The sequence below is a fragment of the Algoriphagus aquatilis genome (assembly GCF_042657405.1).
Classification (GTDB): domain Bacteria; phylum Bacteroidota; class Bacteroidia; order Cytophagales; family Cyclobacteriaceae; genus Algoriphagus; species Algoriphagus aquatilis.
On the sequence record NZ_JBHSKS010000001.1, the window covers coordinates 26,497 to 52,795 of the forward strand.

Annotated in this window: 27 protein-coding genes; 15 read left to right on the plus strand and 12 right to left on the minus strand. The window is 45.2% G+C overall.

Going from position 1 to position 26,299, the window contains the following annotated elements; genetic code table 11:
* Positions 1–20 precede the first annotated feature (20 nt).
* The 6 genes from ACFPIK_RS00110 to ACFPIK_RS00135 form a co-directional block, all read right to left on the minus strand.
* Positions 21–869, minus strand: a complete 849-nt coding sequence (locus ACFPIK_RS00110) for a prephenate dehydrogenase (protein WP_377910998.1) — start codon at positions 867–869, stop codon at positions 21–23.
* Positions 870–876: 7 nt separating this feature from the next.
* The gene (locus ACFPIK_RS00115) at positions 877–2,025 is read right to left on the minus strand and encodes a pyridoxal phosphate-dependent aminotransferase (protein ID WP_377910999.1); all 1,149 of its coding nucleotides are present in this window, start codon (positions 2,023–2,025) and stop codon (positions 877–879) included.
* A complete protein-coding gene (locus tag ACFPIK_RS00120) occupies positions 2,022–2,846 on the minus strand; it encodes a prephenate dehydratase (RefSeq protein WP_377911000.1) in 825 nt (274 codons plus the stop codon). The genes ACFPIK_RS00115 and ACFPIK_RS00120 overlap by 4 nt, the downstream gene beginning before the upstream one ends.
* On the minus strand, positions 2,843–4,075 hold the full coding sequence (locus ACFPIK_RS00125) for a 3-phosphoshikimate 1-carboxyvinyltransferase (RefSeq protein WP_377911001.1): 1,233 nt from the start codon (positions 4,073–4,075) through the stop codon (positions 2,843–2,845). Before ACFPIK_RS00125 ends, ACFPIK_RS00120 begins: the two co-directional genes overlap by 4 nt.
* A gap of 12 nt (positions 4,076–4,087) precedes the next feature.
* Positions 4,088–5,137 carry a 3-dehydroquinate synthase gene (aroB, locus tag ACFPIK_RS00130; RefSeq protein ID WP_377911002.1) on the minus strand — a complete coding sequence of 350 codons (1,050 nt, stop codon included), beginning with the start codon at positions 5,135–5,137 and terminating at the stop codon, positions 4,088–4,090.
* Between the two features lie 79 nt (positions 5,138–5,216).
* Positions 5,217–6,314 (minus strand): chorismate mutase, encoded by a 1,098-nt coding sequence (locus tag ACFPIK_RS00135; protein WP_377911003.1) that lies wholly within the window; start codon positions 6,312–6,314, stop codon positions 5,217–5,219.
* A 607-nt stretch (positions 6,315–6,921) separates the two neighbouring features.
* On the opposite strand from ACFPIK_RS00135, the gene ACFPIK_RS00140 reads away from it, so the two are divergent.
* Together ACFPIK_RS00140 and lysS are read left to right on the plus strand one after the other, a co-directional pair.
* A complete protein-coding gene (locus tag ACFPIK_RS00140; protein ID WP_377911782.1) occupies positions 6,922–8,100 on the plus strand; it encodes a proline dehydrogenase family protein in 1,179 nt (392 codons plus the stop codon).
* A 157-nt stretch (positions 8,101–8,257) separates the two neighbouring features.
* Positions 8,258–9,964, plus strand: coding sequence for a lysine--tRNA ligase (lysS, locus tag ACFPIK_RS00145; RefSeq protein ID WP_377911004.1), 1,707 nt, complete (start codon positions 8,258–8,260; stop codon positions 9,962–9,964).
* 163 nt (positions 9,965–10,127) lie between these two features.
* Here the strand turns inward: lysS and ACFPIK_RS00150 are convergent, their stop codons facing one another.
* Complete coding sequence (locus ACFPIK_RS00150; protein WP_377911005.1) at positions 10,128–10,874, minus strand: DUF4197 domain-containing protein; 747 nt, start codon at positions 10,872–10,874, stop codon at positions 10,128–10,130.
* Positions 10,875–11,086: 212 nt separating this feature from the next.
* On the opposite strand from ACFPIK_RS00150, the gene ACFPIK_RS00155 reads away from it, so the two are divergent.
* Entirely contained in the window at positions 11,087–12,301 is a 1,215-nt protein-coding gene (locus tag ACFPIK_RS00155; protein ID WP_377911006.1) for an arginine deiminase, read from the plus strand.
* Between the two features lie 83 nt (positions 12,302–12,384).
* On the opposite strand, the gene ACFPIK_RS00160 is transcribed toward ACFPIK_RS00155, so the two are convergent.
* Positions 12,385–15,090 carry a putative LPS assembly protein LptD gene (locus tag ACFPIK_RS00160; RefSeq protein WP_377911007.1) on the minus strand — a complete coding sequence of 902 codons (2,706 nt, stop codon included), beginning with the start codon at positions 15,088–15,090 and terminating at the stop codon, positions 12,385–12,387.
* An 84-nt stretch (positions 15,091–15,174) separates the two neighbouring features.
* On the opposite strand from ACFPIK_RS00160, the gene ACFPIK_RS00165 reads away from it, so the two are divergent.
* The 3 genes from ACFPIK_RS00165 to ACFPIK_RS00175 all read left to right on the plus strand — a co-directional run bounded on the left by ACFPIK_RS00165 (position 15,175) and on the right by ACFPIK_RS00175 (position 18,609).
* Complete coding sequence (locus ACFPIK_RS00165) at positions 15,175–15,975, plus strand: N-acetylmuramoyl-L-alanine amidase family protein (protein ID WP_377911008.1); 801 nt, start codon at positions 15,175–15,177, stop codon at positions 15,973–15,975.
* A 135-nt stretch (positions 15,976–16,110) separates the two neighbouring features.
* Entirely contained in the window at positions 16,111–17,727 is a 1,617-nt protein-coding gene (locus ACFPIK_RS00170) for an acyl-CoA carboxylase subunit beta (protein WP_377911009.1), read from the plus strand.
* A gap of 36 nt (positions 17,728–17,763) precedes the next feature.
* Entirely contained in the window at positions 17,764–18,609 is an 846-nt protein-coding gene (locus tag ACFPIK_RS00175; protein WP_377911010.1) for a transglutaminase family protein, read from the plus strand.
* On the opposite strand, the gene ACFPIK_RS00180 is transcribed toward ACFPIK_RS00175, so the two are convergent.
* Positions 18,603–19,181 carry a thioredoxin domain-containing protein gene (locus ACFPIK_RS00180; RefSeq protein ID WP_377911011.1) on the minus strand — a complete coding sequence of 193 codons (579 nt, stop codon included), beginning with the start codon at positions 19,179–19,181 and terminating at the stop codon, positions 18,603–18,605. The genes ACFPIK_RS00175 and ACFPIK_RS00180 overlap by 7 nt on opposite strands.
* Positions 19,182–19,192: 11 nt before the next feature.
* Positions 19,193–19,822, minus strand: coding sequence for a 4'-phosphopantetheinyl transferase family protein (locus ACFPIK_RS00185; protein WP_377911012.1), 630 nt, complete (start codon positions 19,820–19,822; stop codon positions 19,193–19,195).
* Positions 19,823–19,858: 36 nt separating this feature from the next.
* On the opposite strand from ACFPIK_RS00185, the gene ACFPIK_RS00190 reads away from it, so the two are divergent.
* The 4 genes from ACFPIK_RS00190 to ACFPIK_RS00205 are packed head-to-tail and all read left to right on the plus strand — an operon-like array spanning position 19,859 to position 22,582.
* Positions 19,859–20,779: a WD40 repeat domain-containing protein gene (locus ACFPIK_RS00190; RefSeq protein ID WP_377911013.1), complete on the plus strand. Its 921-nt coding sequence runs from the start codon at positions 19,859–19,861 to the stop codon at positions 20,777–20,779.
* Positions 20,776–21,753 carry a DivIVA domain-containing protein gene (locus tag ACFPIK_RS00195; protein ID WP_377911014.1) on the plus strand — a complete coding sequence of 326 codons (978 nt, stop codon included), beginning with the start codon at positions 20,776–20,778 and terminating at the stop codon, positions 21,751–21,753. Before ACFPIK_RS00190 ends, ACFPIK_RS00195 begins: the two co-directional genes overlap by 4 nt.
* A complete protein-coding gene (gene folB, locus ACFPIK_RS00200; protein WP_377911015.1) occupies positions 21,753–22,118 on the plus strand; it encodes a dihydroneopterin aldolase in 366 nt (121 codons plus the stop codon). The genes ACFPIK_RS00195 and folB overlap by 1 nt, the downstream gene beginning before the upstream one ends.
* A 5-nt stretch (positions 22,119–22,123) precedes the next feature.
* Entirely contained in the window at positions 22,124–22,582 is a 459-nt protein-coding gene (locus ACFPIK_RS00205) for a DUF4268 domain-containing protein (protein ID WP_377911016.1), read from the plus strand.
* Here ACFPIK_RS00205 and ACFPIK_RS00210 read toward each other — a convergent pair.
* Together ACFPIK_RS00210 and ACFPIK_RS00215 are read right to left on the minus strand one after the other, a co-directional pair.
* A complete protein-coding gene (locus tag ACFPIK_RS00210) occupies positions 22,579–23,073 on the minus strand; it encodes a DUF6265 family protein (RefSeq protein WP_377911017.1) in 495 nt (164 codons plus the stop codon). The two genes, ACFPIK_RS00205 and ACFPIK_RS00210, sit on opposite strands and share 4 nt — an antisense overlap.
* A gap of 36 nt (positions 23,074–23,109) precedes the next feature.
* Positions 23,110–23,424: a HesB/IscA family protein gene (locus ACFPIK_RS00215; RefSeq protein WP_377911018.1), complete on the minus strand. Its 315-nt coding sequence runs from the start codon at positions 23,422–23,424 to the stop codon at positions 23,110–23,112.
* Between the two features lie 113 nt (positions 23,425–23,537).
* Here ACFPIK_RS00215 and ACFPIK_RS00220 point away from each other — a divergent pair, with 113 nt between their 5' ends.
* From ACFPIK_RS00220 to dtd, 5 genes are read left to right on the plus strand one after another with little or no spacing between them, the layout of a single operon-like run.
* The gene (locus tag ACFPIK_RS00220; RefSeq protein WP_377911019.1) at positions 23,538–24,059 is read left to right on the plus strand and encodes a DUF7935 family protein; all 522 of its coding nucleotides are present in this window, start codon (positions 23,538–23,540) and stop codon (positions 24,057–24,059) included.
* A 5-nt stretch (positions 24,060–24,064) separates the two neighbouring features.
* Positions 24,065–24,478, plus strand: coding sequence for a YkvA family protein (locus ACFPIK_RS00225; protein ID WP_377911020.1), 414 nt, complete (start codon positions 24,065–24,067; stop codon positions 24,476–24,478).
* 32 nt (positions 24,479–24,510) lie between these two features.
* Positions 24,511–25,131 (plus strand): thioredoxin family protein, encoded by a 621-nt coding sequence (locus ACFPIK_RS00230; protein ID WP_377911021.1) that lies wholly within the window; start codon positions 24,511–24,513, stop codon positions 25,129–25,131.
* A complete protein-coding gene (locus ACFPIK_RS00235) occupies positions 25,131–25,850 on the plus strand; it encodes a Rossmann-fold NAD(P)-binding domain-containing protein (RefSeq protein ID WP_377911022.1) in 720 nt (239 codons plus the stop codon). Before ACFPIK_RS00230 ends, ACFPIK_RS00235 begins: the two co-directional genes overlap by 1 nt.
* Complete coding sequence (gene dtd / locus ACFPIK_RS00240) at positions 25,847–26,299, plus strand: D-aminoacyl-tRNA deacylase (protein ID WP_377911023.1); 453 nt, start codon at positions 25,847–25,849, stop codon at positions 26,297–26,299. The genes ACFPIK_RS00235 and dtd overlap by 4 nt, the downstream gene beginning before the upstream one ends.

A 26,299-nucleotide genomic window follows, 5' to 3' on the forward strand; every position in this document is an offset into this window, starting at 1 on the left:
AATCTGAAATCCGAAATCGTCTATTTTCCCAAATCCAAAATATCCCGAATCTTATTGATCTCGGCCATTTCATCATACAATCCCTTCGTGTCGTCTGCGGCGATTTTGTTTCTGAAATCGGTCAGATTTTCGATAAATCCATCTAAAGCCGCCAATACATTTTCCTTGTTTTCGATAAAGATCGGCGCCCACATCGCCGGGCTTGACTTGGCCAGTCGCACGGTAGATGCAAAACCCGAACCTGCCATATCGAAGATGTTTTTGTCGTCCTTCATTTTTTGCAAGACGGTCTGACCTAGCATAAACGAAGAAGCATGGGAAAGGTGAGACACGAATGCCAAATGACGGTCATGCTCCTCCGGATCCATGAAACGCAACTTCAGATTGAGCGCGTCAAATAGCTTGTAGGCTTTTTCTTTCAGATGAAGGTCCGTATTTTCGAGTTCGCAGATGATGGTTACTTTTCGATCCAAGAGGTCAGCAAAAGCCGCTTTTGGACCTGAATATTCCGTGCCTGCTATCGGGTGGGCAGCCAAATACTGTCTTCTTTTCGGATGATTTGCCATCAAGGCGCAAAGCTTGGCCTTGGTCGAGCCTACATCAAAAATCAAGGTGTTTTCACCGACTTGATCCAAGGTCTGAAGCAAAAGATCGCCGAGCGTATCAGCCGGTGTTGCCAAAATGACCAAATCGGTATCGGCATCAGGGGTTTCTTTAGCCTCGGTGATAATGCCCAAAGTCAAGGCATCCTTTAGGTTTTGTGGATTGGAATCATGTCCGGTGATGCTGATTTCTGGGAATTTTTGTCGTGCTCCCAGTCCAAAAGAACCTCCCAAGAGTCCGAGTCCGATGATGTGTATTTTTCGCATAGCAAGGTTAAGGTTTGATACGGTTGATAGCCTCCAGGATTTTGAATTCGGGCATGCAAAGGGAGAAACGCACGTAGTCGTTTCCTGCAGTGCCGAAGATTTTTCCCGGAGTGATGAAGATGTTTTTTTCGTAAAGCAGCCAATCGACTAGCTCTTCAGGAGATTTTTCTCCGCTTACTTTACACCAGACAAAGAGTCCGGTGCCTTTGGTATCGTAGCTGAGGCCGAGGTGATCGGCAAGTTTCCAGACGAGCTTTCTACGGTTGGTGTAGATTTCGTTTTGGTCGGTAAACCAGTTTTTGCCTAAAGAAAGGGCTGCTATGGCGCCTTTCTGAAGTCCTAAAAACATGCCTGAATCCATGTTAGATTTCACTTTGAGCACGGCGGCTACATAGTCTTCCCGACCGCAGAGCATGCCCACTCGCCAACCCGGCATGTTGAAAGTTTTGCTGAGTGAGTTGAGTTCTAGGGCGACCTCTTTTCCACCCGGAATGCTCAAAATACTCAAAGGCTCTGGATTCAGGATGTGGCTATAAGGATTGTCATTGACGAGGATGATGTCATGCTTTTGGGCAAAAGCAACCAGTTCGGTCAGGATTTCTACCGAACCAGCCGCACCGGTCGGCATGTGGGGATAATTGATCCACATCAACTTGACCTTGGAGAGATCTTTTTGCGCCAGCTCTTCCAGATTGGGTCTTCCTTTTTTCTCCAGATCCAAGGAATAGAAGATCGGTTCGGCTTCCAGCAACCGAGTCACCGAGGTGTAAGTCGGATAGCCAGGGTCGGGAATCAGGACTTGGTCGCCGGGATTGAGGAAAGCCATGCTGATGTGCATGATCCCTTCTTTGGAACCCATTAGGGGAAGGATTTCCTTGTTGGGAACAAGTTCTACTCCAAATTCGCGGTGATAGAAGGAGGCCATTGCAATTCGCAACTCGGGAATTCCCTGATAGCTTTGGTAGCCATGCGCCTGACCGTTTTCAGCGGTTCCTTTAAGCGCTTCGATCACACTGCGATCGGGAGCGAGGTCGGGGGAACCAATCCCCAAATTGATCACGGGTTTGCCTTCGGCAATGAGTTGGTTGACTTCCCGAAGTTTGGCCGAAAAGTAGTACTCTTCGACGCTGTTAATTCTAGTTGCAAATCCCTTCATCCTTTTCTGCTGCTGTATTCTCCGAATATTTTTAAGTCGCCAAAATCTTTGACGACCAAGTTCATGGCCTCATTAAACTGACCGTAATCCCCAAACTCTGCATCGATAAAAAAGGCGTATTCCCAAGGTTTTTCCATGACCGGAATCGACTGGATTTTGCTCAGATTGAGCCCTTTTTCTGCCAGTAACGTGAGCAATTTGGCCAACCCCCCGGCTTCATTTCGAATGGTTATTTTGAAGGAAGCCTTATTGGGAAGGGTAGAGGTTTGGACCTTTTCCTTCTGTAAAATGATAAAGCGGGTGAAGTTGTCCTTTACCGTTTGAATGTCTCGCGCCAAAATCTCCAAACCATAAATCTCCGCTGCGATTTCGCTGGCTATTGCGGCAAGTCCGGTGAGTTTTTCCTCCGAAATCCGCTTGGCTACTGATGCTGTGTCTACGTCATCATTTTGCTGAATATGGGGAAATTTTGCCAAGAAAGCCTTGCACTGAAGCAAGGCCATAGGATGAGATCGAACCTCCCGGATTTCCTCAATAGTTTGTCCAGGCAAGGCCATCAGTTGGTGGGCAATCGGCAAGTAATATTCGTCTCGGATAAAGAGCTCATACCGGTCGATCAGGTCGTAATTGGGCAAAATGGCACCTGCAATGGAGTTTTCAATAGCCATCACCCCAAAATCTGCCTCACCCTGAGCGACTGATTTGGCTACGGGCTCGAAGGTGTTGAATGCTAAAATATCGGCATCCAGTCCAAAGTTTTTCAAAGCCACCTGATGGTGAAACGAACCCGGAACTCCCTGTATGGCGATTTTCAGACTCATACTTCGCTTGGATTATGTGCTTGGACCCCTGTCAGCGCCACATGCTTCCAAAAGCTTGGATAGGATTTGTTTACCACGTCCGGCTCCTCGATGACTACTTCTGTTTTGGTCAAAAGCGGCATGAAGGCCATGGCCATGCGGTGGTCGTCATAGGTATGAATTTGCACCTGGCGAGGCATGGTAACGGAAGGAATGACTTGGAATACTTCCGGTTCGATTTCCTTCAGTTCGGCGTTAAACTTGGCCAATTCCTGCTGCAAGGCGTAGATCCGGTCGGTTTCTTTGATTCTCAAGCTTTCCAATCCGGTGAATATGGCATTTTGTCCCAAGATGGCACAAGTCACTGCAACAGTTTGGGCGAGGTCAGGGCAATGGGTGAAATCCCAGTTTTTCAGGCCTTTTACGGCTTGTTTTTGGAGAAGCACACCACCGTTTTGGAAGGTGGATTTTACACCCAAGTGATCCATGATTTGTACAATGGCAGAGTCGCCTTGTAAGCTGTTTTCTTTCAGTCCTTCCAAAAATAGCTCTCCCAAATCCGCACAGGCCAAGAGGCTGAACCAGTAACTTGCTCCGGACCAGTCGCTTTCCACCGCGAATCGGGTAGGGGTATAGGATTGATGAGGGACCTGGATTTTGTTTCCTTCCCAAGTGTAGCTGATTCCAAATTGAGCCATCAATTCCAAAGTCATCTCGATGTAGGTGCGGCTCCCGACTTTTCCTTCGAGCTCGATTTCCAGACCCAAAGGCAAAATCGGCGCAATCATCAGCATAGCTGAAATGTATTGACTGGATACATCTCCGCGGATTTTCACCTTGTCGGTGGTCTGCTTAGGGAGTCCGTGAATGGCAAGAGGAGGGTAGCCTTCTTTGTTGAGGTAATGAATATCCGCTCCAATGGCCCGCAATGCATCCACCAAGATGCCGATGGGACGTTCACACATACGTGCTGTGCCGGTCATGACCTTTTTCTGATTGGTCACCGTCGTATAGGCCGTTAAAAAACGCATGGTTGTACCTGCATCGAGCACGTCAAAAACAGGAGGGCTTGTTTCCAATAAGCGAATCATCGTCTGTGTGTCACGTGCTTCGGCGAGGTTGGTGATTTGGTTTTTTCCCAACGTCAGGGCCTCGATGACCAAGGCCCGATTGGACTCGCTTTTGGAAGAGGGAAGAGGTATTCGTATGGAATCGAATTCGCTTTTTTGAGCAAGGCGAAGGAGTTGCATGGTGGAAATAGTCTAGGCCTGAGCCGCTTGGATTTGGTGGTAATACTGAATGGAGTGTTTGATTTCTTCCCGAGTCACTGGAATGTTGTAGGTGCAATTGCCAATGGATTCGAGAAGGGAAAAAAGGATAACGGAGCCCTCGTTTTTCTTGTCTTGGGTGCAGAGATCGAGAATAGGATCGAGTTCGTAAAGGGAGAAATCAACTTTTCCATAAACCTGAAGCAGGAATTGACTCAATTCTTCAAACTCCTCGAAGCTAAATCCCACTTTTTCGAAGGAAAGAAATCCCTCAGCGATCATACCCAAAGCGATGGCTTCTCCGTGGAGTAGGTGGTTTTTGGTGTCCAGAAAATAGGACTCGAAGGCGTGTCCGATCGTATGTCCGAAGTTGAGGATTTTGCGAAGCCCGTTTTCTTTAGGGTCTGCTTCCACGACTGCTTTTTTTATTCCCACCGAATGGCGGATCAGACTTTCCCAATCTTGGTTTTCCCAGTTTTGAGCTTGAAGTTTCTTGAAATAGGCTTTATCCCGGATAAGACCATGTTTGATGATTTCTGCATAGCCGGATCGCAATTCGGCTTGAGGCAAAGTCTTGAGAAATTCGGGAGCAATGACGACCGTTTCTGGTTCATTAAATACTCCAAGGTGGTTTTTTAGCCCTTTAAAATCTATTCCTAATTTCCCTCCCACACTTGCATCCACTTGGGAAAGCAGGGTGGTGGGGCAATTGATGAATCGGATGCCTCTTTTGTAGATGCTGGCGCAAAAGCCTCCCATATCTCCGATGACTCCACCGCCTAGATTGATCATCAGAGCTTTTCGGTCCAGCGCTTCCTCGGTCATTCGGCTCCAAATCAAGGAACAAGTGTCCAGGTTTTTGTGGATTTCCCCTGCAGCAACTGAAATAAATACGGTGTCAGTTGGGAGGATTTCCTCAATGATTGGCAGACAGTGGCGCTGCGTGTTCAAGTCGGTCAGGACTACCAATCTCGAAAAGGAAAGTTGGGCTAAAATCTCCGAAAGGGATTGCTTGATGTCTGAGGAGAAAATGACGGGTTCCACGGATTGACCGATTTGGTGAGAAGGCTAAGTTAGGAAAGCAGTCCCGATTGGGACGGCCTTCCTGGATTTGAGAGCAGATTTATTTTTTAACAGCTTCGGCCTCACGAAGTTGTTTTTCCTGGCGCTTTACCGATTCTTCATGAATACAGTAAAGTAATTCTTTCATAAACTTCTCACTGAGGTGCTTTTTGATTCCTTTTTGAGTACGGGAGTCCATCACTTCTTTCCAGCGATCCGATTGAAATACAGTCAGATGGTGTTCTCGTTTGTGTGCTCCGATCTGATCGATGACTGCAAATCTTTCCTGAAGGATATCCAACAGCTGATCATCTAAGTGATCTACTGCACGACGAAGATCCTGTAATCTTTCGTCCGGCTTCATGTTTTCCAAAGGCTGTTTGAAATCGATCGAATCGATCATTTCTTTCAGACGAGCTGGAGTCACTTGCTGCTTGGCATCAGACCATGCTTTGTCTGGATCGTGGTGGGTTTCGATCATTAAGCCATCCAAACCGAAGTTCATCGCGCTTTGAGCCACTTCGAGAAGTCCATCTCTACGGCCTACGATGTGCGAAGGGTCGTTGATCACTTCCATTCCCGTCCACTCACGCTTCAGGTGAATCGGCATAGACCAGTTGGGCTTGTTTCTGTAGCGCTTGTCGTAAGCGTCAGAGAATCCTCTATGGATCGCTGCGAGTTTATCGATGCCTACCGCGTACATTCTCTCCAATGCACCCATCCAAAGTTCGAGATCTGGGTTCATTGGATTTTTAATCATCACAGGCACGTCTACACCTCGGAGGGCTTCAGCGATTTCCTGCACGGCGAAAGGGTTTACGGTGGTTCGGGCACCAATCCAGAGCACATCCACTTTATGTTTCAAAGCTAATTCTACGTGAGCGGCATTTCCTACTTCTACCGTCACCGGGATGTTGAGGTGATGACGGACGATTTCCAACCAGCGCAAACCTTCCTCACCCACACCTTCAAAAGATCCCGGTCTGGTTCTTGGTTTCCATATTCCGGCGCGGAAGAGTTGAGGGACGATGTTTTCCTCCTTCATTTCCTTGCAGATCTGTTCGATTTGCTCGGGTGTCTCTGCAGAACAAGGTCCTGCGATGATCAGCGGGGTGGTGAGTCCAAGTCCCCAATCTTTAATCTGTTTGTGTGGCTTCATAGTACTGAGCGTTTGAAATGAAAAAAGCCCGACTCTTTCGAATCGGGCTTTTGTGTTTTTATTTTCTTTTAGTTTTTGGCTAGACAATACACAGCTCCGATTCGATTTTGGCTTCGAAAGTAAAAGTAAAAGAAGGTAAAATAGATCGCTGCTGTGATTAACATGCCGTAAATGTAGGAGGTGATTTTTTAAATCCAAAATTATTTTTCAAACATCTGATTGCTGAATTGCTAACTAATCGATGAATTCATTCAAAAAATTTCAATTTCGATCAAATTCCTAATCGATTTGGAATTTTCTCCATTTTTTTAAAATAAAAACAGAATAATATTTTTTAAAAAATCTATTCTAATTCAATAAGGATAAGAGTAACGTCTTATTGGTGATCAAAGATTTTGAGTTTGTTCTTTTATCAAGTGGTTTGTTGTTGGCCTTTTTTTAAAACTCGAATGGTGTGGATTGATTTAGGTCTTTTGGAGGCTCGTTTTCTTTACCCTATGTCTATCAAAAAACCTGTTCATTTATAAGGTATCTATGAACCCAATTTCCCAACAAAAACAAGGCCTTGAGGTTTTTTTAAATATCTTTGCAGCCTTAAATGAGCGATATGCCCGTCAAACCCAATATTTCTTTTGAGAATCTGGAAGTGGCCTTTGCTTCCAAAAGTGACGCCGAACTCAGGAAAATGTACCTGATTTTTGCAACGCTAAACAATAACCTGATTTCAGACTTGGGGATTGGTTTGGCCAACTTGGCCTTCAAACTCAAGCTACCTGTCAAGGGCATCATGAAAAAGACCATGTTTGGACACTTCTGCGGTGGCGAAACGATCGCGGAAAGTATTCAGGCTTGCAAGCATTTGGCAACTTATGGAGTACATTCCATTTTGGATTTGTCAGTTGAGGGTAAGGGAGACGAGGAATCGTTCGATCAGACTTGTGAGGAAATCTATCAGACGATGGTTGAATCTGCCAAGACGGATTACATGCCTTTTGGAGTATTTAAAACCACCGGTTTGGGGGATTTTCATATCATGGAGAAGATTCAGGCCGGTGAGAAATTGACTTCTGAGGAGGAACAGGCTTTTGCAAAAATGAAGGGCCGAGTAGACAAGCTCTGCAAAGCGGCCCACGACTTGGGATTGAAAATCTTGGTGGATGCGGAAGAGTCTTGGTTCCAAAATGTCATCGATGACTTGGCCTATGAAGCCATGGAGAAATATAATCGTGAACGATGTGTAGTGTATAACACCTATCAGATGTATCGTCACGACTCGCTGGAAAGGTTGAAAAAAGCGCATCAGGTAGCATTGGACAAAGGATATCTTCTAGGTGCAAAGCCTGTGCGTGGGGCATACATGGAAAAGGAACGAGAAAGAGCTCAGGAATTGGGTTATACGGATCCTATTCAGCCCAATAAGGCAGCCACCGACAGAGATTACGATGCAGCGATCAAATACTGTGTCGAAAATGGGGTTTACCTCGTTTGTGCCACGCATAATGAGAAAAGCAGTCTTCAATTGACCGAATTGATGAATCTTCATGCCTTGGAGCCTAAATCTGACCGGGTCTTTTTCTCACAACTCTACGGCATGAGCGATGTCATTTCCTTCAACCTTGCCAAGGCTGGTTACCATGTGGTCAAATATGTTCCCTATGGACCTGTCGAGAAAGTGATGCCTTACCTCACCCGTCGCGCAGCTGAAAATACCTCGATTGCTGGTCAAAGCAGCCGAGAGTTTGAGCAGATTAAAAGGGAAATGAGAAGAAGGAAAAGTGGGAAGTGAGCAGTGGTCAGTGTTCGGTGATCAGTAAGCAGTGTTCAGTGATTAGTGATCAGTAAGTAGTAAAAAGTGAATAGTAACGGTGACGAGTTCTCTGATTTGTTTTTAATCATCGGACATCGGTCATCAGAAATCGGACAACAATAACAACTAAACATAAATGCAACTTCTTAGCGAACAGGAATTAGAACGCAGAAAAGACCGGGAAGAACTCTATGCCTTGGGTATCAATCCCTATCCGGCGGAGTCTTTTCACATCAATGTCACTGCGGAAGACATCCATCGAAACTACGAAAACAACAAGACTGACTATAAAGACATCTCCATCGCGGGGCGTTTGATGAGTCGCAGAATCATGGGTTCGGCTTCTTTCGGAGAAATCCAGGATTCTACCGGTCGTCTTCAGTTCTACGTTCGTCGGGATGACATCTGTTCCGGTGAAGATTCTACCCTTTACAATACCGTTTTCAAAAAACTCCTGGGAATAGGAGACTTTGTCGGGTTGAAAGGTTACATTTTTACCACACAGACAGGAGAGATTTCCCTCCATGTCACTGAGCTGAAAGTGCTTTCCAAAGCGGTAAAGCCACTTCCAATCGTGAAAAGAGACGAGGAAGGAAATGTCTATGACGGTTTTACCGATCCTGAACAGCGCTATCGTCAGCGCTATGTAGACTTGACCGTCAATCCTGAATTCAAGAAAACCTTCATTACCCGGTCTAAAATCATATCCAACATGCGTCGCTACTTTGATGACCATGGCTGGTTGGAAGTGGAGACCCCAATTCTTCAGTCAGTTCACGGAGGTGCAGCCGCAAGACCTTTCCAAACGCATCACAATACCTTGGACATGCCACTCTTCTTGAGGATTGCCAATGAGCTTTACCTCAAAAGGCTGATCGTGGGTGGTTTTGACGGAGTGTATGAGTTTGGGAAAATGTTCCGTAACGAAGGCATGGACCGTACGCACAATCCGGAATTCACCTCCATGGAAATCTACGTGGCCTACAAGGACTATGTGTGGATGATGGAGATGGTGGAGGAGTTGCTCGAAAAAGTGACGGAATCCATCCATGGCAAAACTGTGGTGAAAGTAGGTGGAAAGGAAATCGACTTTGCCGGTCCATACCGAAGACTCACCATGTTTGATTCCATCAAGGAATACGCAGGGGTGGATGTCAGTGAAATGGACGAGGAAGGATTGAGAAAAGTGTGCGCCGAACTTGGAATCGAAGTGGATGCATCTATGGGTAAAGGTAAATTGATCGATGAGATCTTTGGTGCCAAAGTAGAAGCCAATCTCGTACAGCCAACTTACATCACCGATTACCCGATTGAGATGACGCCTTTGGCGAAAAAGCACCGAACCAAAGCCGGATTGGTGGAGCGATTTGAACTGTTTGTCAACGGAAAGGAAATCGCAAACGCCTACTCCGAATTGAATGATCCAATTGATCAGCGGGAGCGTTTTGAAGAGCAGCTGAAGCTTGCTGCCCGTGGGGATGACGAAGCCATGGCGATGGATGAGGACTTCCTTCGTTCATTGGAATACGGCATGCCTCCTACAGCTGGTTTGGGAATCGGGATCGATCGGTTGACCATGCTGTTGACAGATAATTCTACCATTCAGGAAGTCTTGTTCTTCCCTCAGATGAGACCGGAGAAAAAAGCCGTGGAACTCACTGAAGAAGAAAAAGTGATCATGGATTTGTTAAGCAAAAATCATCCAGCTTCCCTGCCTGACCTCAAAGCCCAATCCGGCCTAAGCGGCAAAAAATGGGATGTATCCATGAAAGGACTTTCTCAAAAAGGGTTGGTTAAAGTAACCAAGGAAGGGGAGAGCCTGATTGTTGATTTGGTGGGTTAAATCCCAATCGAAATAAGATCAAAAAGTCGCGGTGAGTGGGAACACTCACCGCTTTTTTTTGACTTCTCATTGTCTTCCATTCCTTACTTGCCAATCTCTTTGGGACCTAATCGAAGTCGAAGGTTCAGCTTTCTGACATCATTCTTCTGACTTTCAAGACTGCCTACTTCCTCTCCTTTTCCGCATATCCAAAGACCTTTTGAAGCAGTGGGCTTGTTCGGGCACTTACTTGCTGACGGATTTTGAGTTCTTCCTTGGCGATTTCGACAAAGAGACCTTGGATGGCTTTTTCGGTCACGTAGGCACCGAGATTGGTATTGACGGGCTTGACCATAGGAACCTTGTTGTATCGAGTCATCACATCATCCCAATATTTGGTGGCATTGACTTTTTTCAAACTGTTGTCGATGATAGGAGAGAATTTTTCCGATAGAGAACTGGTAGTAGTGCGTTGAAAATACTGGGTAGCGGCATTGTTTTCTCCCAAAAGAATCTGCTGCACATCCTGAAAACTCATCTGCTTGATCGCATCCGTAAAGATGGGTTTGGCTTCCTTGGCGGCATCTTCTGCGGCACGGTTAAGACTGGTGATGACCTGATCGCACATGCTTCCCAATCCGAGATTGCGAAGCGTTCGCTCGACTTGTCGGGCTTCTTCGGGGAAAAGTATTTTGACATCCAGGTTTCCTAAGTAGCCATTTTCCAGGGAAAGCCGGTCAGAACTGATTCCGGTACCTTTTTCCAAGGCTTCCTTCAATCCCGAAGAAATTTCAGATGAAGTGGGATTTCCGGTGACTTGCCCTGCTTTTTCCAAAAATTTCCCAATCTGTGCCGTGGATTGGCAAGAGGTGAGAGAGAAAATAACAAGGAGAAGGAAAGAAAAGGCTTTTGCGCCGAGTTGGAGTTTCATGGTAGTTTTTGAATTGGTCTTCAATTTATACCGAGAATGGTTGGTCGTAGTTTATTATTTATCCTAAATCCTGTTAATTCAGATTTTCTGTACCATACTTGTAAGGTCTAATTGGTAATTAAATCTTGATTTACTGATAAAATATCAATGAAATTGACTTTTTGTTTTTACTTTGAAATTAAATCTATTGAATAATTGAAAATTCAAAAAATATGAATCTTCGTATCAACTCTGAGTTTGGAACCCTTCGAGCGGTATTGATGCATCGCCCGGGAAAGGAAATTGACCGGCTTACGCCCTACAATAAGGATTACCTCCTCTTTGAAGATGTGCCGTATTTGGAGGCTTTGCAAAAAGAGCATGATACTTTTTCCAACTTGATCAAGGAGACCACCGGTGCGCAGGTGTACCAGCTTCGGGAATTATTGATTCGGGTGCTCTATGACCAAAAGGTGTTACTTCATTTGGTTCAGGAGTCGCTCAAGCGTTCCGGCCTCTCCCACATTGCAGAGGAGATTTTGGAGCGGTATTCCACGGCTGAGTGTGCTACCATTTTGACAGCAGGATTGAAGATTCATGAGCTCAAGCGCAAAATTCCTTCACTAAATGCCGGGGAGCTCATGGATTCGGCTTTTGCGATCGCTCCGTGTCCCAACTTGTATTTTCAGCGCGATCCGATGGCGTTGACTCCGGGAGGAATTATTTTTTCATCGATGAAAATGGAAGGCAGGCAGCGGGAGGCGAACCTCTTGAGGACTGTTTTTGAGCATCATCCCGAATTCAAAGATTATGTCAAAACACTCTACCCTATCAATGGACACGATTCTCCGCCAAGCATCGAAGGGGGAGATGTGATCATCCTTTCGCATGAAGCTGTGGCTATAGGTAACTCCGAGCGAACGGACGAAAAAGCGATTTATCATGCGGCAAAAGCACTTTTGGGCGAGGGTACAGTCAAGCGAGTGTATGAAGTTCACCTTCCCAAAAAGCGCCAATACATGCATTTGGACACGGTTTTCACCGTCTTGGATGAAAATCTGGTGTTAGCTTATCCCGACGCGATGAATGCCGTGTTGCAAACTTCCCTATATACCCTCAAAGACGTCAATGGAGATCGGGTGAATATCAAGCGAGAGGTACTGAAAGAGTCTTTGTTGACTGTGCTGGGGAGGGAAATACCTCACTTGGAAGTGCTTTCCACGGGTGATGGGAATTCGGATTACTCCCAACGTGAGCAGTGGTTTGACGGAGCCAATGTTTTTGCGGTCGGTCCTAGACGGGTGATTTCCTACAACAGAAATATTCACACCAACCGGGCTTTGAGAAATATGGGCGTGGAGGTTTTGGAGATTCCGAGTTCGGAGCTTTCCCGAGGCTTGGGAGGGCCAAGATGTATGACGATGCCGCTGAGTAGGGCCAGAGTTTGACTTGCCACGAAGGCGACAAGGCACTTATGATTTTGTGTCTTACCGCCTTTGTCGCAAAAAAATAAGATTTTTAATTGGGCTCCTTATCGATCAAAGAAGGATCTTCTTCGGGACACTTTCAGATCCTGTAGGATGCTTGACTTTACTCTGATGTCAATATTGTAGGAGGTAAATCGTCCAAACGGTACCCAATTGACATTCATCTGCCAGCAATGCAAGTCACGGGCGATCCCGATCATGGTTTGGGTAATTTCTTTTGAATCAAAATTGTACCCAGTATTGAAGTTGATTTTCCACATCTCAGAAATGGACAAATCTCCGCTTACATTCAAGGCCGAAGTCACATTGATCGTATTGTTGGTCTGTTTGGCGTAGGAGAGGTTATAGCCCATGGTTAGATTCCAAGGAATATTCCAATCGATGTACTGACTGGGATCGGCGACGATCCGGTTGATTTCATTTTCTACTACCTCATTCATAATTCCACCTCTACTCAAGAAGTCCTGCGTGAGTTCGTCGCGAACCTGTCCCGGATTTTGACCATTCTGGGGATTGAATGATGCATTGACATTGAGGGAGGCATTTCGGATTACACCAATGCCTTGACCTCTGTTCCAAGTATAGTCATTGATTCTGCGGAAACTAGTCGTACCGTTACTCAATACGGTGGATTGCACCGCATAGGGATCGAGTGATCCGCTTACGTTAACGGATACTTTTCTATCGAAAAAGCTGGTACGGGCAGAGAGTTGGAATGGGGCAAGCTTGAACGAATCCGCAGCAAAGTTGTAAGCCGTGTTGATGTTAAAGGATTCCAAGAGAGGAATTTTCTTGGTTTCGCCTTCGGTACTGTCACTATCGACTTTGATTTTTGCCTCCACGACATTTCTCAGTCCGATGCTAAGGGCTCTCGATTCTCCTCTAGGTGCTTCTCCAAAAATCAAACCTTGGTGTCTTGAATATCTTTGGATACGTCCACTGGCATTTTCCTGAACTTCTTGATAGTATCCGTATGCTGGATCAGAAAAGTCCGGGTTGAAATTAAACGAAAAGGTAGGAGCGATGTGGTGTCGGATGGTTTGTAGTTTTCCGTTTCCTTTGAAATTGTAGAATCCATAGAAGTTGGTATTCATCGCAAAGGAAGTCGTGTAATATCCCACTCTGTTAAATCCATCTTGGGTAATTCGATCGACCCGCTGAGTGGCAGGATTGTAGAAATAGCTGTAGCGCTGCATGTACCACAGCTCGGTGTAATCCGCCGAGGCAGTCCCGGTGAAGTATTTGAACAAGGTGAAATTGGAACTCAGCGGGATGGTATTTCTGGCCCCGTTGTTTCCGTTTCTCAAGAGCAATCCAAAGTTGTCCACTGTAAACGGAATGGTGCCTGGCCTAGAGCCTGTTTCGGGATTGTTTACCCCAAACTGCTGTTGGATTCGGTTGGAGATGGAATTTTGAAGGTTGAAGTTCCAGGCAATATTGAGCGTTTTGAGCGGTTCAAACTTCACGTTTTTGAATGGACTCTGGCGGTTCATGTTGACACCTATGGTAGGCAAGTCCATTCTCACTTCACCTGTCTGTACACTTTGAGAATGCCTCAGGTTGGCTGACATGGAAAAGGGCGTTCCTGCAAAAGTCTTGGAATAGGAAACATTCGAGCTTAGGTCGGAAGTGACGTTGTTGGTAAAGTTGTTCGGGTTGACGATGTTGTTGAAATAGCTGGTGGAGCCAGCATTGACTGAAGCCGAAAACCTGCCTGTGCCTCTAGTTTGTGGGGTGTGAGTCCATTGCACCCGAAAGGTGTTGTAGTCAACAGGATTGAGCTCGGTCTCCGGGCTGACAAATTTTTGAAAGTCCAGGTTGAACCCACCATTGAATCGGTAGCGTTTGGTGTACATGGATTGGGACTTGACTCCCCAGCCGCCTTTGGAAAAGATGTCCGCAGTCACCCGCATGTGGATGTAATCATTGAAGGCAAAATAGTACCCGATGTCCCTCAAGCTCAAACCTCGAACCTGCTCTTTTCCATAGGATGGAAAGATCACCCCGGATGCCTTTTCCTCAGGAGTGTCAGGAATCAACCCAAAAGGCAATCCCAGGGGAGTAGGGATTCCATTAAAATAGAGATTAAATGGTCCTGAGACGACTTGCTTTCCGGTAATGGACTTGATTTTGGAGGAGGAGATGTGCCAATGTGGCTTGGTCAGTTTACAAGTGGTGTAGTATCCGTGGTCCAGGTAGATGCTTCCATCTTCGGTTTTTTTGATGGTTGTACCTCTTAAAACACCGTCTTGCTGCTCGGTGACGACATCTTTGATGATGGCTTTTTGAGTTTTGAAATTGTACCGCATCTCTTTTCGGATTTCATAGACCGAGTTGCCATCCTTGAAAAAAGGATTTCCGGATACATTTCCAAGACTATCTGTCAAGCCGTAAGCGTAGAGTTCGGAGTTTTTCCAGTCAATTACAATGCGGTCCGCATCGAGTCGCATCTCACCGTATTCAAACCAGGCTTTTTTGTAGAGGTAAACCTTGTTTTCGGTAAAATCCGTGATGATGCTGTCCTCGGCGAAATAAAGAATATCCGTCTTGATATCGCTAGTAGGCATAATATTTGCCGAATCCAGCTTGACCAAGGTGTCTGCTTTAGCCAGAAGAGAATCCGAAGTCGGGATATTTCGGGCAGGAGGAGTAAGGGTGTCAGATGCAATCAGGCGTCTTTCCCTCGGAGGCCGTCCCTGCCGCTGCGCTTCCGCCGATTGGGGTAAAGTACAAAGCCCTACAATAATCAAAAAAAGGATTCTGAAACTCGACACTGTTGCCTGCGCTTTGTTTAATTTGTAAATATTTCGTGTAAAGTTAATTCGATTGCCCTCATGGAACGGTTCAACAACAAAAAAATTCTCTTAAGTTTTGTTATAGCGATCCCTTTTTTGTTTGGAGGTTTTATTCCCAACGAAACGATGATGCCTGCATTTCGGATGAAAAAGATCGTATTGGATGCCGGTCATGGAGGAAGTGACCCAGGAAATATTGGTTCAAGAGCCAAAGAAAAAGATATCAATCTTGCAGTCACCCTTCTGGTGGGGAAATACATTAAAGAGAATCTGCCGGATGTCGAAGTGATCTACACTCGAAGCGATGATAGCTTTCCCACACTAAAGCAGCGTCCTAATATTGCCAACATTAATAAGGCAGATCTTTTTGTTTCCATTCACTCCAATTCTGCTCCAAGTAAGTCAGCCTATGGTACAGAAACCTTTGTAATGGGAACCAAGCACTTTGAAGCCAATTTTGATATAGTGAAAAAGGAGAACTCAGTAATTCTTCTGGAAGAAAATTATCAAGAGGAATACGAAGGATTTGACCCTACTTCTCCAGAGTCTTACATGCTGTTCAATCTTACTCAAAAAGCATACATCGGCAACAGCATTACGCTAGCAGACCATATTGAAACACAGTTTAGAGATAAAGTAGGTCGAAAAAGCCGTGGGGTGAAGCAAGGACCTTTTTATGTGCTTTGGACCCCTTCGATGCCCAGTGTATTGGTCGAGCTGGGCTTTTTGTCAAACTATGAAGAGGAAAAATTCCTGATGACCAAGGAAGGTCAAGAGTATATGGCTTCGGCGATCTTCCGCTCCATCCGTGATTATAAAAATGAGATTGAGATAAATTGATTTCTTGCTGGATATCAATTCATTTAAGCCCTTTTCTGTTTAGAGAAGGGCTTTTCTGTATCTTGAATTCCAAACTTCTTTCGGTAGGATGTAGTTTGAACTCTTATAAACCCAACATCACTTCTTCTTTTTTCCATGGAAAATTCCCCATCCACTTTAGATAATCTCCTCAGCTTACTTCGTGAAAAAACCGCCCAAGTCAAGCTTGGAGGTGGACAGAAGCGCATTGACGCTGAGCATGAAAAGGGCAAACTTACGGCAAGAGAGCGCATCGACTATTTGATCGACACAGGGTCTGAGTTTTTAGAAATCGGAGCATTTGCGGCGGATGGCATGTATGAGGAGGAGGGAGGCTGTCCTTCAGCCGGAGTGGTGACTGGTCTTGGGTATGTAAGTGGGAGGATGTGCGTCATCGTGGCTAACGATGCCACCGTGAAAGCAGGGGCTTGGTTTCCCATGACTGCCAAAAAGAACCTCCGCGCCCAGGAGGTAGCCATGGATAATCGCCTTCCGATCATTTACCTGGTTGACAGTGCGGGAGTTTACCTTCCGATGCAAAATGAGATTTTTCCAGATAAAGAGCATTTCGGTCGTCAGTTTCGCAACAATGCGAAAATGTCAGCGATGGGAATCGTGCAGGTGGCAGCCATCATGGGCAGTTGCGTGGCAGGAGGGGCTTATTTACCCATCATGTCGGATGAAGCCCTGATCGTGGACAAGACAGGTTCCATCTTTTTGGCAGGCTCCTATTTAGTCAAGGCGGCGATTGGCGAAAATGTGGATAACGAGACGCTCGGTGGAGCTACGACGCACTGTGAGATTTCCGGTGTGACCGATAATAAGTATGCTAACGATGAGGAGTGTTTGGATGCGATCCGGAGAATTTTTTCCACTCTAGGCGAGCATCCCAAGGCTGGATTTGATCGGGTGGAGGCAAAAAATCCAAGCATTTCAGGCGAAAATTTATTGGAGATCTTCCCGACAGATCGGGCAAAACCCTATGACATGCACGAAATCCTTTCAGGGTTAATCGATGAGGGTTCTCTGGATGAATACAAAAAAGAGTACGGCAAAACACTGATCTGCGGAACCGCTCGTATCCACGGTTGGGTGGTGGGAATCGTCGCCAACCAGCGGAAGATTGTCAAAACAGCTAAAGGCGAAATGCAGATGGGAGGCGTGATTTACTCGGATTCTGCGGATAAGGCTGCCCGATTTATAATGAATTGCAATCAGCGCAATATTCCCCTGGTTTTCATTCAGGATGTGAGTGGGTTTATGGTAGGGTCCAAAGCCGAGCATGGAGGCATCATCAAGGATGGCGCTAAAATGGTCAATGCCATGGCCAATTCGGTTGTCCCCAAATTCACCATCGTGGTTGGCAATTCCTATGGGGCCGGCAACTATGCCATGTGTGGCAAAGCCTACGATCCTAGGTTAATTTATTCCTGGCCAACTGCCCAGATGGCGGTGATGTCAGGTGCCTCAGCTGCAAAAACACTGCTTCAGATCAAGGTGTCTTCTCTGAAAAAAACAGGTAAAGAAATCACACCTGAGGAAGAAAAGAACCTGTTGGAAGAGATTGTCGCCAAATACAATGAGGAATTGAGCCCATACTATGCAGCGAGTAGGCTGTGGGTGGATGGCGTCATTGATCCTCGGGAAACCCGCAAAGTGATCAGCATGGGAATCGAAGCGGCAAACCATGCCCCGATCACAGAAAGATTCAATGTGGGTGTCATACAAACCTGAACTTTTGATTAACTTATTAGAATAGAAAAGCAGATCATGAACGAGTTGAGTCCTTCACAACTGGATGCGTTGGTTTCCCTATTGGATGACCCGGATTGGGAGGTAAAGTCCCATGTTCGAAACAAAATCATTTCGTTGGGATCAGAGGTGATTCCTTATTTGGAGCAAAAATGGGAAAGTGCTTTTGACCCTACCATCCAAAAAGAAATTGAGGAGTTGGTTCATGAGCTTCAGTTTGGATTGCTGAAAAAAAGGTTGGCTGAATGGAGAGATTCAGAGGATCGGGATTTACTTACCGGTTTATGGATCATCAATACCTATCAGTATCCCGATTTGGAGTTTGCCAAGCTCAATGCCGATATGCATCAGATTTACTTTGAGGTTTGGACGGCCTTCAACAATGAGTTGCAGCCTTACGATCAAGTCAGGGTGATCAACAATGTACTTTTCAATACCCTCCGCTTTTCTGCCAATACCAAAAACTTCCATTCTCCTGGAAATAGCATGCTTTCCAATGTGCTGGATACCAAAAAAGGTAATCCAATCAGCCTTTGCGCGGTGTACATGTTGGTAGCAAAAAAACTGGGTTTACCCATTTACGGAGTCAATTTACCCAATCTGTTTGTGCTTACTTATAAAAGTGCTGATGTGACCTTTTACATCAATGCTTTTAACAAGGGGCTGGTTTTTAGTAGACAAGACGTGGGAAATTACCTGGAGCACCTCAAAGTGGAGCCTAAAGAGGAGTATTTTGAGCCATGTTCGCACATGGATATTGTCTTGCGTACGCTAAGAAATCTAGGTAATGCCTTTGAAAAATTGGGCGAAGTCAGCAAGGTCGAAGAAGTGAGACAAATGATCGCTATTCTGGAAAATCAATAAGTGCGGATGTTGCAACCTACTGGTCTCACCTGAGCGGCCATGGGGTTTTCTCCTTTCAAAATCTGATTCAGTGCGCGTTCGAGGTGCCTTTCCGACACAGCGCTTTCCGCTTGTGGATTGTTATCGATAGCACCTCGATACTTGATTTCAAGTCCATTCGGACCTGGTACCAGTACCATGACTTCGGGTATTTTGGTCGCTTCAAACTTTTTGGTCCAGACCTGACCTGCATCGATGAGATAGGACATATTCAGTCCGCTTTGGTCGATGTAAGTTCTCAGAGGAAGCTGATCCGCTTCGCTTGTGGTGACTTCTGGATTGATCAGTGCGAAACTTATTCCTTGACTTTGGAAAGTGGATCTCAAGTATTTAATGCGCTCCTCATACATTTTGGCGAAGGGACAGTTAAGACTGTGAAAAATCAAAACCATTCCTTTGCCTTTCACCATTGCACCAAGTTCTTGGACCTTTCCTGTCACAGCATCAGTTGCAGTAAGTTGGTTGTAGCCTTGTGCATTTGATCCAAGCCAAATGCCGAATAGTAGTATGAAACTTAAGATTAGCTTTTTCATAGTCTTTTAATTTACCAGAAGGTATAAGTCAGGATCACATTTTCCAGCTTTCTCACTTGGATATGATAGTGATGATCGGCAAAATCCGTTCCCCTTATTTTTCCTTTGATTATAGAGTCTTGAATATCAAAGGGTTCGAGGAGGATGTTTTCTCTAAATGACACCCCTCTTTTCCCTTGGCATTTGAAGATAGATTCCTTGGCAGACCAAGCCATGGTGTAATGAACGGGGTCATTTTCTAAGAAATCCAACTCGGAGTTGTCCAAAAACCGAAAACCTATCTTCAGGATTTTTTCCCGTATCAGATCCATGTCTATTCCCACAGGCTGTTCACGGTGAAAGATAGCAGCGGCATATCCTGGCGTATGTGTCAGGGAGACAAAGCCCTGTCCGTTCATGGATTGAGACTTGCCGTGTTCATCTTTGAAAAAGCCCGGGTAGGGGAGTTGCAATTCCTTGAGTGCTTCGTGAATCGCCAGTCTGGCGGTGGCCCATTCGCGACGCTTTTCGGGATGGGAAATATTGGTATAGGATAGCTTTTCTCTGAAACTAAGGAAATCCAAGGGCTCCTCATCCGGTCTCCCGATTATCTTCACGGCCAAGGCAGAGGAAGAATCAATTTTTTCTATTTTTGTTTGCATAGGCCTAGGTGGCTCTGCTGAGTGATTTCCGAATATATGTCAAAAATCCAAGTAAATAAATTACATACCCTTACCGGACACAACGATTGCATCTATGCCTTGACCGAGGGTAGTGATCCCCGATTTTTTTATACCGGAGCGGGTGACGGGATGGTAGTAGAGTGGGATTTGGATCATCCAAAAGATGGAAAACTGATTGCAAAACTACCACATTCGGTCTATGCCTTAGTCGTAGACAGAGAGCGGAATTTGCTGGTCATCGGACATAATTTTGAAGGAATCCATGTCATTGACCTTAATGAAAACAAAGAAATATGGAGTCTGAAACTTACCGATCAGGCAATTTTTGATCTGAAAGTATTTGGTACAGAGTTGTTTGTGGGGACAGGTGATGGCGTGTTGATCATTGTGGATATGTTGGAGAAGTCCATCAAAAAACACATCAAGCTCAGTTCAAAAAGTATCCGTGTCATCGCTGTCGCACCGATCAAAAGGCAATTGGCATTAGGGCTCAGTGACCATTCTATTAAAGTCTTGGATCTCGCCAATGAAAGCCAGCCGATCGCAAATCTTTCCGGACACAGTAACTCTGTATTTGCATTGGGATATTCTCCGGATGAAAAGACGTTGATTTCGGGAGCTCGTGATGCCCATTTGAAGTTTTGGAATACCATTAATTATTCCCTTGAAGAAAACATCGTGGCACACATGTATGCCATTAATTATTTATCTTACCGTGAGGACGGAAAGTACCTGGCCACCTGCTCCATGGACAAATCGATCAAGATTTGGGATGTGGAAAATCGCAAGCTTTTGAAAGTCATAGATAAAGCCCGAAATGCAGGTCATGGTACTTCCATCAACAAAGTCCTTTGGAGTTCTTATTCAGGTAATATCGTGTCTGTCTCGGATGACCGCACCATATCTATCTGGCAACTTGAAACAGACAACAAATGAAAATATCCCCAACCGCCATTCGCCAAAAAGCCTTTGAAACTGCCTTCCGTGGTTTTGAGAAAAAACAAGTGACCGATTTTCTGGAAGAAATGAGTGTCGCCATGGAGCAGATCAACCAAGAAAACTTTGAGCTCAGAAGCAGGCTACAACAAGTAGAAGCAGAGGCGAAGCGACTCAAGGATGTGGAGGATTCTCTTTTTAGAACCTTAAAGACAGCAGAAGATACTGGGGCAAGCATTATCACAGAGGCTTCAGAGGCGGCAGATCAGATCATAGGAGAAGCAAACCAAATCGCAGAAAATACCACCAAGCAAGCCCATATCTATGCAGAGCAGGTGAAAAAGCAGGCAGATGAACATGCTCGTGTCATCACTGCTGCTGCAGAGGCAAAAGCTAAAGATACCATCAAAGAGATACGTGAGAGCATGCAGAGCCTTGTGAGAAGCTATGATGGACTACTCGAGCAGAGAGAAGCTATTGTGAAGAGTCTAAAACGACTTTCGCAGGACGCTTTGAATCAAATAGAACTTTCAGATGCTCATTTTTTCAGAATTGATGCGAAGGCCTATCAGCGTGCGATCGATGAACTCAGCCGTTCGAATCATTTTTCAGTTGCCAATGTAAACTCGCTGGCATCTACGGTTCCAACGCAAGTTCCTCCAATAGAAGAAGAGCCAGAAAGCCAGTTTGAGGAAGATATGAGCGCTGCACATCTCGATGACGAAACACAGGAAACCATTGAGGCACTGCAGCATGATCTCGAAGATATGGGCGAACTGACAGCGGAGGAAGAAATACTGATGGAGGAAGAACCTATCCAAGAGATTGAAGAGGAGCCTGTGATGGAAGAGGAAGAGGAAATTGTAGAAGAACTACCCGAAACACCTCAAGCCGAAGCCGCACCTCTTCGTGAAGAACCTGCTCCGGAAGACCCGAAAAAATCTTCAGGATCCTTTTTTGATCAATTTGACTGATGGGCAAAGTTGCGCTGGAGGGGATAGAATTTCACGCCTATCATGGAGTCTATCCTGAGGAATCCATTCTTGGTAATCGCTTTACGCTGGATCTGGAATTGGAGACTGACTTTAAAGATGCCATGCTTCATGACAGCCTGAAGGATACTGTCGATTATGCCAAGTTGTATAAACTGATCAAGGCTCGAATGGACGTCAAGGTGAAGCTGTTGGAGCACTTGGGGCATTTAATCGTGGGTGATATTTTGCAGGCGTATCCAAAAGTAAAAAGCGTCAAGCTCACTCTAAAAAAGCATCATCCTGCGCTGGGAGGTATTGTGCAGTATTCTGCGGTGACGGTCTGCTACCCTGAAGATTTTGTCTGAATCTCATGTATTCAAGAGCCGAACTTTCCAAAATCCGGACAGACTTCTGGATAGCTTTTGGGCAGTACATGAAGCCCGTGCCCAATGCCCAAGGCCGAAAGATCAACTGGCCCAATTACAAGACAGGAATCAAGGATATTTACTTTCGCATGCGTGCTGAGCGCGGGTTTGCTTCCATCGGTATTGAGCTTGGACATTCCGATCCAGAGCTTCAGGAGTTGTTTTTTGATCAGTTTATGGAGCTGAAAAACTTGCTCAAAGGAAGTCTTGGAGAGGAGTGGGATTGGAAGCTTCATGAGCGAAATGAATTTGGTCAGCCTGTTACCAAAATCGAAAAAATCCTTCCTGATGTAAATGTTCTGGAGCAGGAGGACTGGCCCAAAATCATTTCCTTTCTCAAACCCAGAATCATTGCTTTAGATGAGTTTTGGGACAATGTGAAGCCGGGATTTGAGGATTTTTAAAGCGTTTTTTTGCTATACGTAAATGTCTCAACCATTGGCTCACCGCCCTCTGAAATGTTTACTTGAAAAATCAGCTGATCTCCTTTTCGCTCGATGGTCATGCCATTGAGGTAAGCCTTATTTACTCCTAACTCGATCAGTTCAAAGGTGGTCCATTCTTCTTTTTCTTCCCAGCCCAAGAGGTCCGATCCGAAATGTTTGAGTTTCATTGTCACACTTTCTCCATCCTCAACCAAATTCATGAATTCAGAAAATACCAGCTTGCCATTTTCCCAAAAACGAAATGTGCCGATCATGTGACCATCTACAGCTGGAGCCCAAATCTCCTCACAGTCCCCGCCGAGACCAGTCCCGCTCCAATATCCCACCAGCCAATCAAAGTCTGCAATGGTTCCATTTCCGGGACTTTGACCCGGGGATAGCTGTCTTACCTGAGCAGTGGACCAATGACTAATTGTCAGAAAAAGCAAAAAGCTTAAAAGTACCTTCATGTGATTTTGGTTTAAAGGACAGAAGGTACAAAAAAATCAGTGATCGTGGCGTTTGGGAATATCGGGATTTACAAAAGTGAAACCCCTGGCCTCGTCTCCTTCAAAGAAATCGATCTGCATTCCCATCAAAAACATGTAATGCTTTTTCTCGATCAAAACAGGAATACCCTGGATCTCAAACTGCTGATCCTCAGGCTTGGCTTTATCAAATCCCAAAGCATAGGACATGCCTCCACAGCCTCCTCCTTTGACCCCCACACGCAGGAAATAATCCGCTGGAATATTTTTATTGGCCATGATGTCTTTGATCTCGGCTTCTGCTTTTGGAGTGATTTGAATAGGAATCAGCATGCGGTGAAAATCAAAATTGGATAGCTTTGGTTCATAATTCGTGGCAAAAATATGCGTTCGGCCGGTTTTTTGACAAGGTAGAATTACTGATATTCGAACAGAAACTTTAACACATGGATTACCTTCTAGATCTTCTGAAAATCATCCTTCCTGCAGGCGCTGTCTTGTATGGCATGTATCTCGTCGTGATTTCTTTTCTTTCCAAGGATCGGGAAAAAATGCTGGTTGAGCTAAAAACTCAAAATACACAGGTGATTCTTCCCATCAGACTTCAGGCTGCTGAAAGGCTTTGCCTTCTACTTGAGCGAATCACTCCCAATAATTTGGTGAGGAGAGCCAATCCCTCCCAATTCAGCGCTTCTGAACTTCACCCGATGTTACTCTCTGAAGTCAGAGAAGAATTTAATCACAATCTGAGTCAGCAGGTATATTTCTCTGAGGAGACTTGGGAAGCCGTGCGAAGAGCGGTGGAAGAAGTTACCACCATCATCAACCTGAGCAGGCAATCACTTGATGGAGAAGCATCAGGAATGGAACTGGCTAAAGCTATTTTTGCCCAGTCTTTGGAGCGAAAAAATGATGCAATCAATTTTGCATTGAAGCAAGTGAAATCTGAAATCCAACTTTATTTCTGATCAAGATGACTGCCTTTTCAGAACCTAGGCCGGGGATTGTGGAAAAAGCGAAAGCTTTGTTTGGAAAGCAAGTGGAAGTCATTGTCCGGCAGGAGCAAAAACTCATCGAGCTCGTTCAAAATGTAGTAGCCAAGCTTTCTAAAGTCGCTAATAATCCCAAAGTCCAGAGGTTCATTCAGCCTATCCAGATTTTTATCCGGATGATCAAGGCTCACTTCCGAGGTGAGCACAGAATCGCCCTAAGTACCTTAGGACTGATCGTATTGGCTTTGGTATATTTTCTTTCTCCGGTGGATTTTATCCCGGACTTTTTGGGAGTCTTGGGTTTCGCAGATGACCTCTCAGTGGTCATGGCGGTATATGCCAAAGTCAAGGACGAGGTCGAGCAATTTTTGGAATGGGAGCGAACCCAAGGTTGAGCTAATCTGTTAACTCCCAAAATCTAATTTTAATGGAATTTTTGAGTCACCCCGTTACTGAACAAGTAATAGAAAAGGGGTTTTCTTATTCGGAATTTGTTGAGTTTACTGAAAAACTCGTCGAGGAAAAAAGAACCACCGGAGCTAATCAAAGCGAAGCCTATCTGGATTATACCCGAATGTGCCTTCAGCGAATGAACCGTTGGAATAAAACTGCCAAGGTTTCGGCAAAAATGACTCATCTGATGGAATCTATCCAAGAGTCGCAAATCTGGCTAATTATCACGGAAGCTTGGTGCGGGGATGGGGCACAGTCCATTCCCTATTTGGCCAAACTGGCCGAACTCAATCCGAAGATTAAATTGAGAATCATCATGCGGGATGAGTATCCCGAGATCATGGATGCCTATCTTACTAATGGTGCCCGATCAATTCCCAAGTTGGTAGCGTTTACGGAGGACCTGAAAGTGGAGCTATTTACTTGGGGACCAAAGCCGCTTTACCTGATGAACCGGCATAAGGAGTACAAGCATGAACCCAAAGGCCTTTCCTATTCGGGGTTTTTAGAGGAAATTCACCTTTGGTATGCCAAAAACAAAAATCAGGATCTGGAGGCCGAGCTTTTTCCACTAATCCAAGCATCTTTACTCTAATGAAAATCGCGATAATCTCAGGAACCTCAGGACTGGTGGGCATGCAATTGCTGCATCAGCTGATGAAAAGTGCACAATATGATTTTATCCTCAGTATAGGTCGAAGAAAGCTTGCGCTTAAACATGCCAAGTTGATCCAAATTGACGGAGACTTATTCAAACTCTCTTCTTGGGATTGGGAAGGGAAAGTCCGCTCTGAGTCACTTGGGGGTGAGTACCATGATCTACTGGATGCGATTAAGGAAAAAAAAGCTGAAATCCATGCCTTTTCCAGTATTGGGACTACCATCAAAGTGGCGGGTTCGAAAGAAAAGTTTTATGCCGTCGATCATGATTTGGTGATTGGGTTTGCCGCTTGGGCGAAAAAGCTTGGCGCGTCCAAGTTTCTTTATGTCTCTGCAATGGGTGCAGATGCGACCTCCTCTATTTTTTACAATAAGGTCAAAGGAGAAACAGAAGAAGATCTAAAAGCCTTTCAATTTGATTATTTGGGTTTATTTAGACCTTCGCTTTTGTTGGGTAACAGACACGAATTCCGCTTTGGCGAACAGGTGGCTACCGTTTTTATGAAACCATTGGTTTGGTTAAAAGTGGCAAAAAATCTACGGCCAATCTACGACTATCAAGTTGCGAAGGCCATGGTAAAAACCGCTCTTTCTTCCCATTCTTCTTCGGTTGAAATCATTCTTTCCGGACAAATGCAAGACTTAAGCAAATGATAGCCGTCATCCAGCGCGTCAGTGAGTCTTCGGTGAAAATCGAAGGAAAAATCAAAGCCCAAATAGGCCTTGGATTGATGATTTTGGTGGGAATCGAAGAGGCCGACGGGCCTGAGGATATTGAGTGGCTTTCCAAGAAGATTGTCAATCTCCGCATTTTCCCGGATGAAAATGAAGTAATGAACCGAAGTCTATTGGAAGTAAATGGAGAGATTTTGCTGATCTCTCAATTCACCCTTCATGCCAGTACCAAAAAAGGAAATCGACCTTCCTACATCAAGGCAGCTAAGCCGGATATTGCTATTCCGATTTATGAAAAAATGATTGTTGCTCTCGAAACCGAACTCGGGAAATCGATCGGAACGGGAGTTTTTGGCGCAGATATGAAAGTCAGTCTAATCAATGATGGTCCCGTGACAATCGTGATGGATACGAAAAATAAGGTCTAA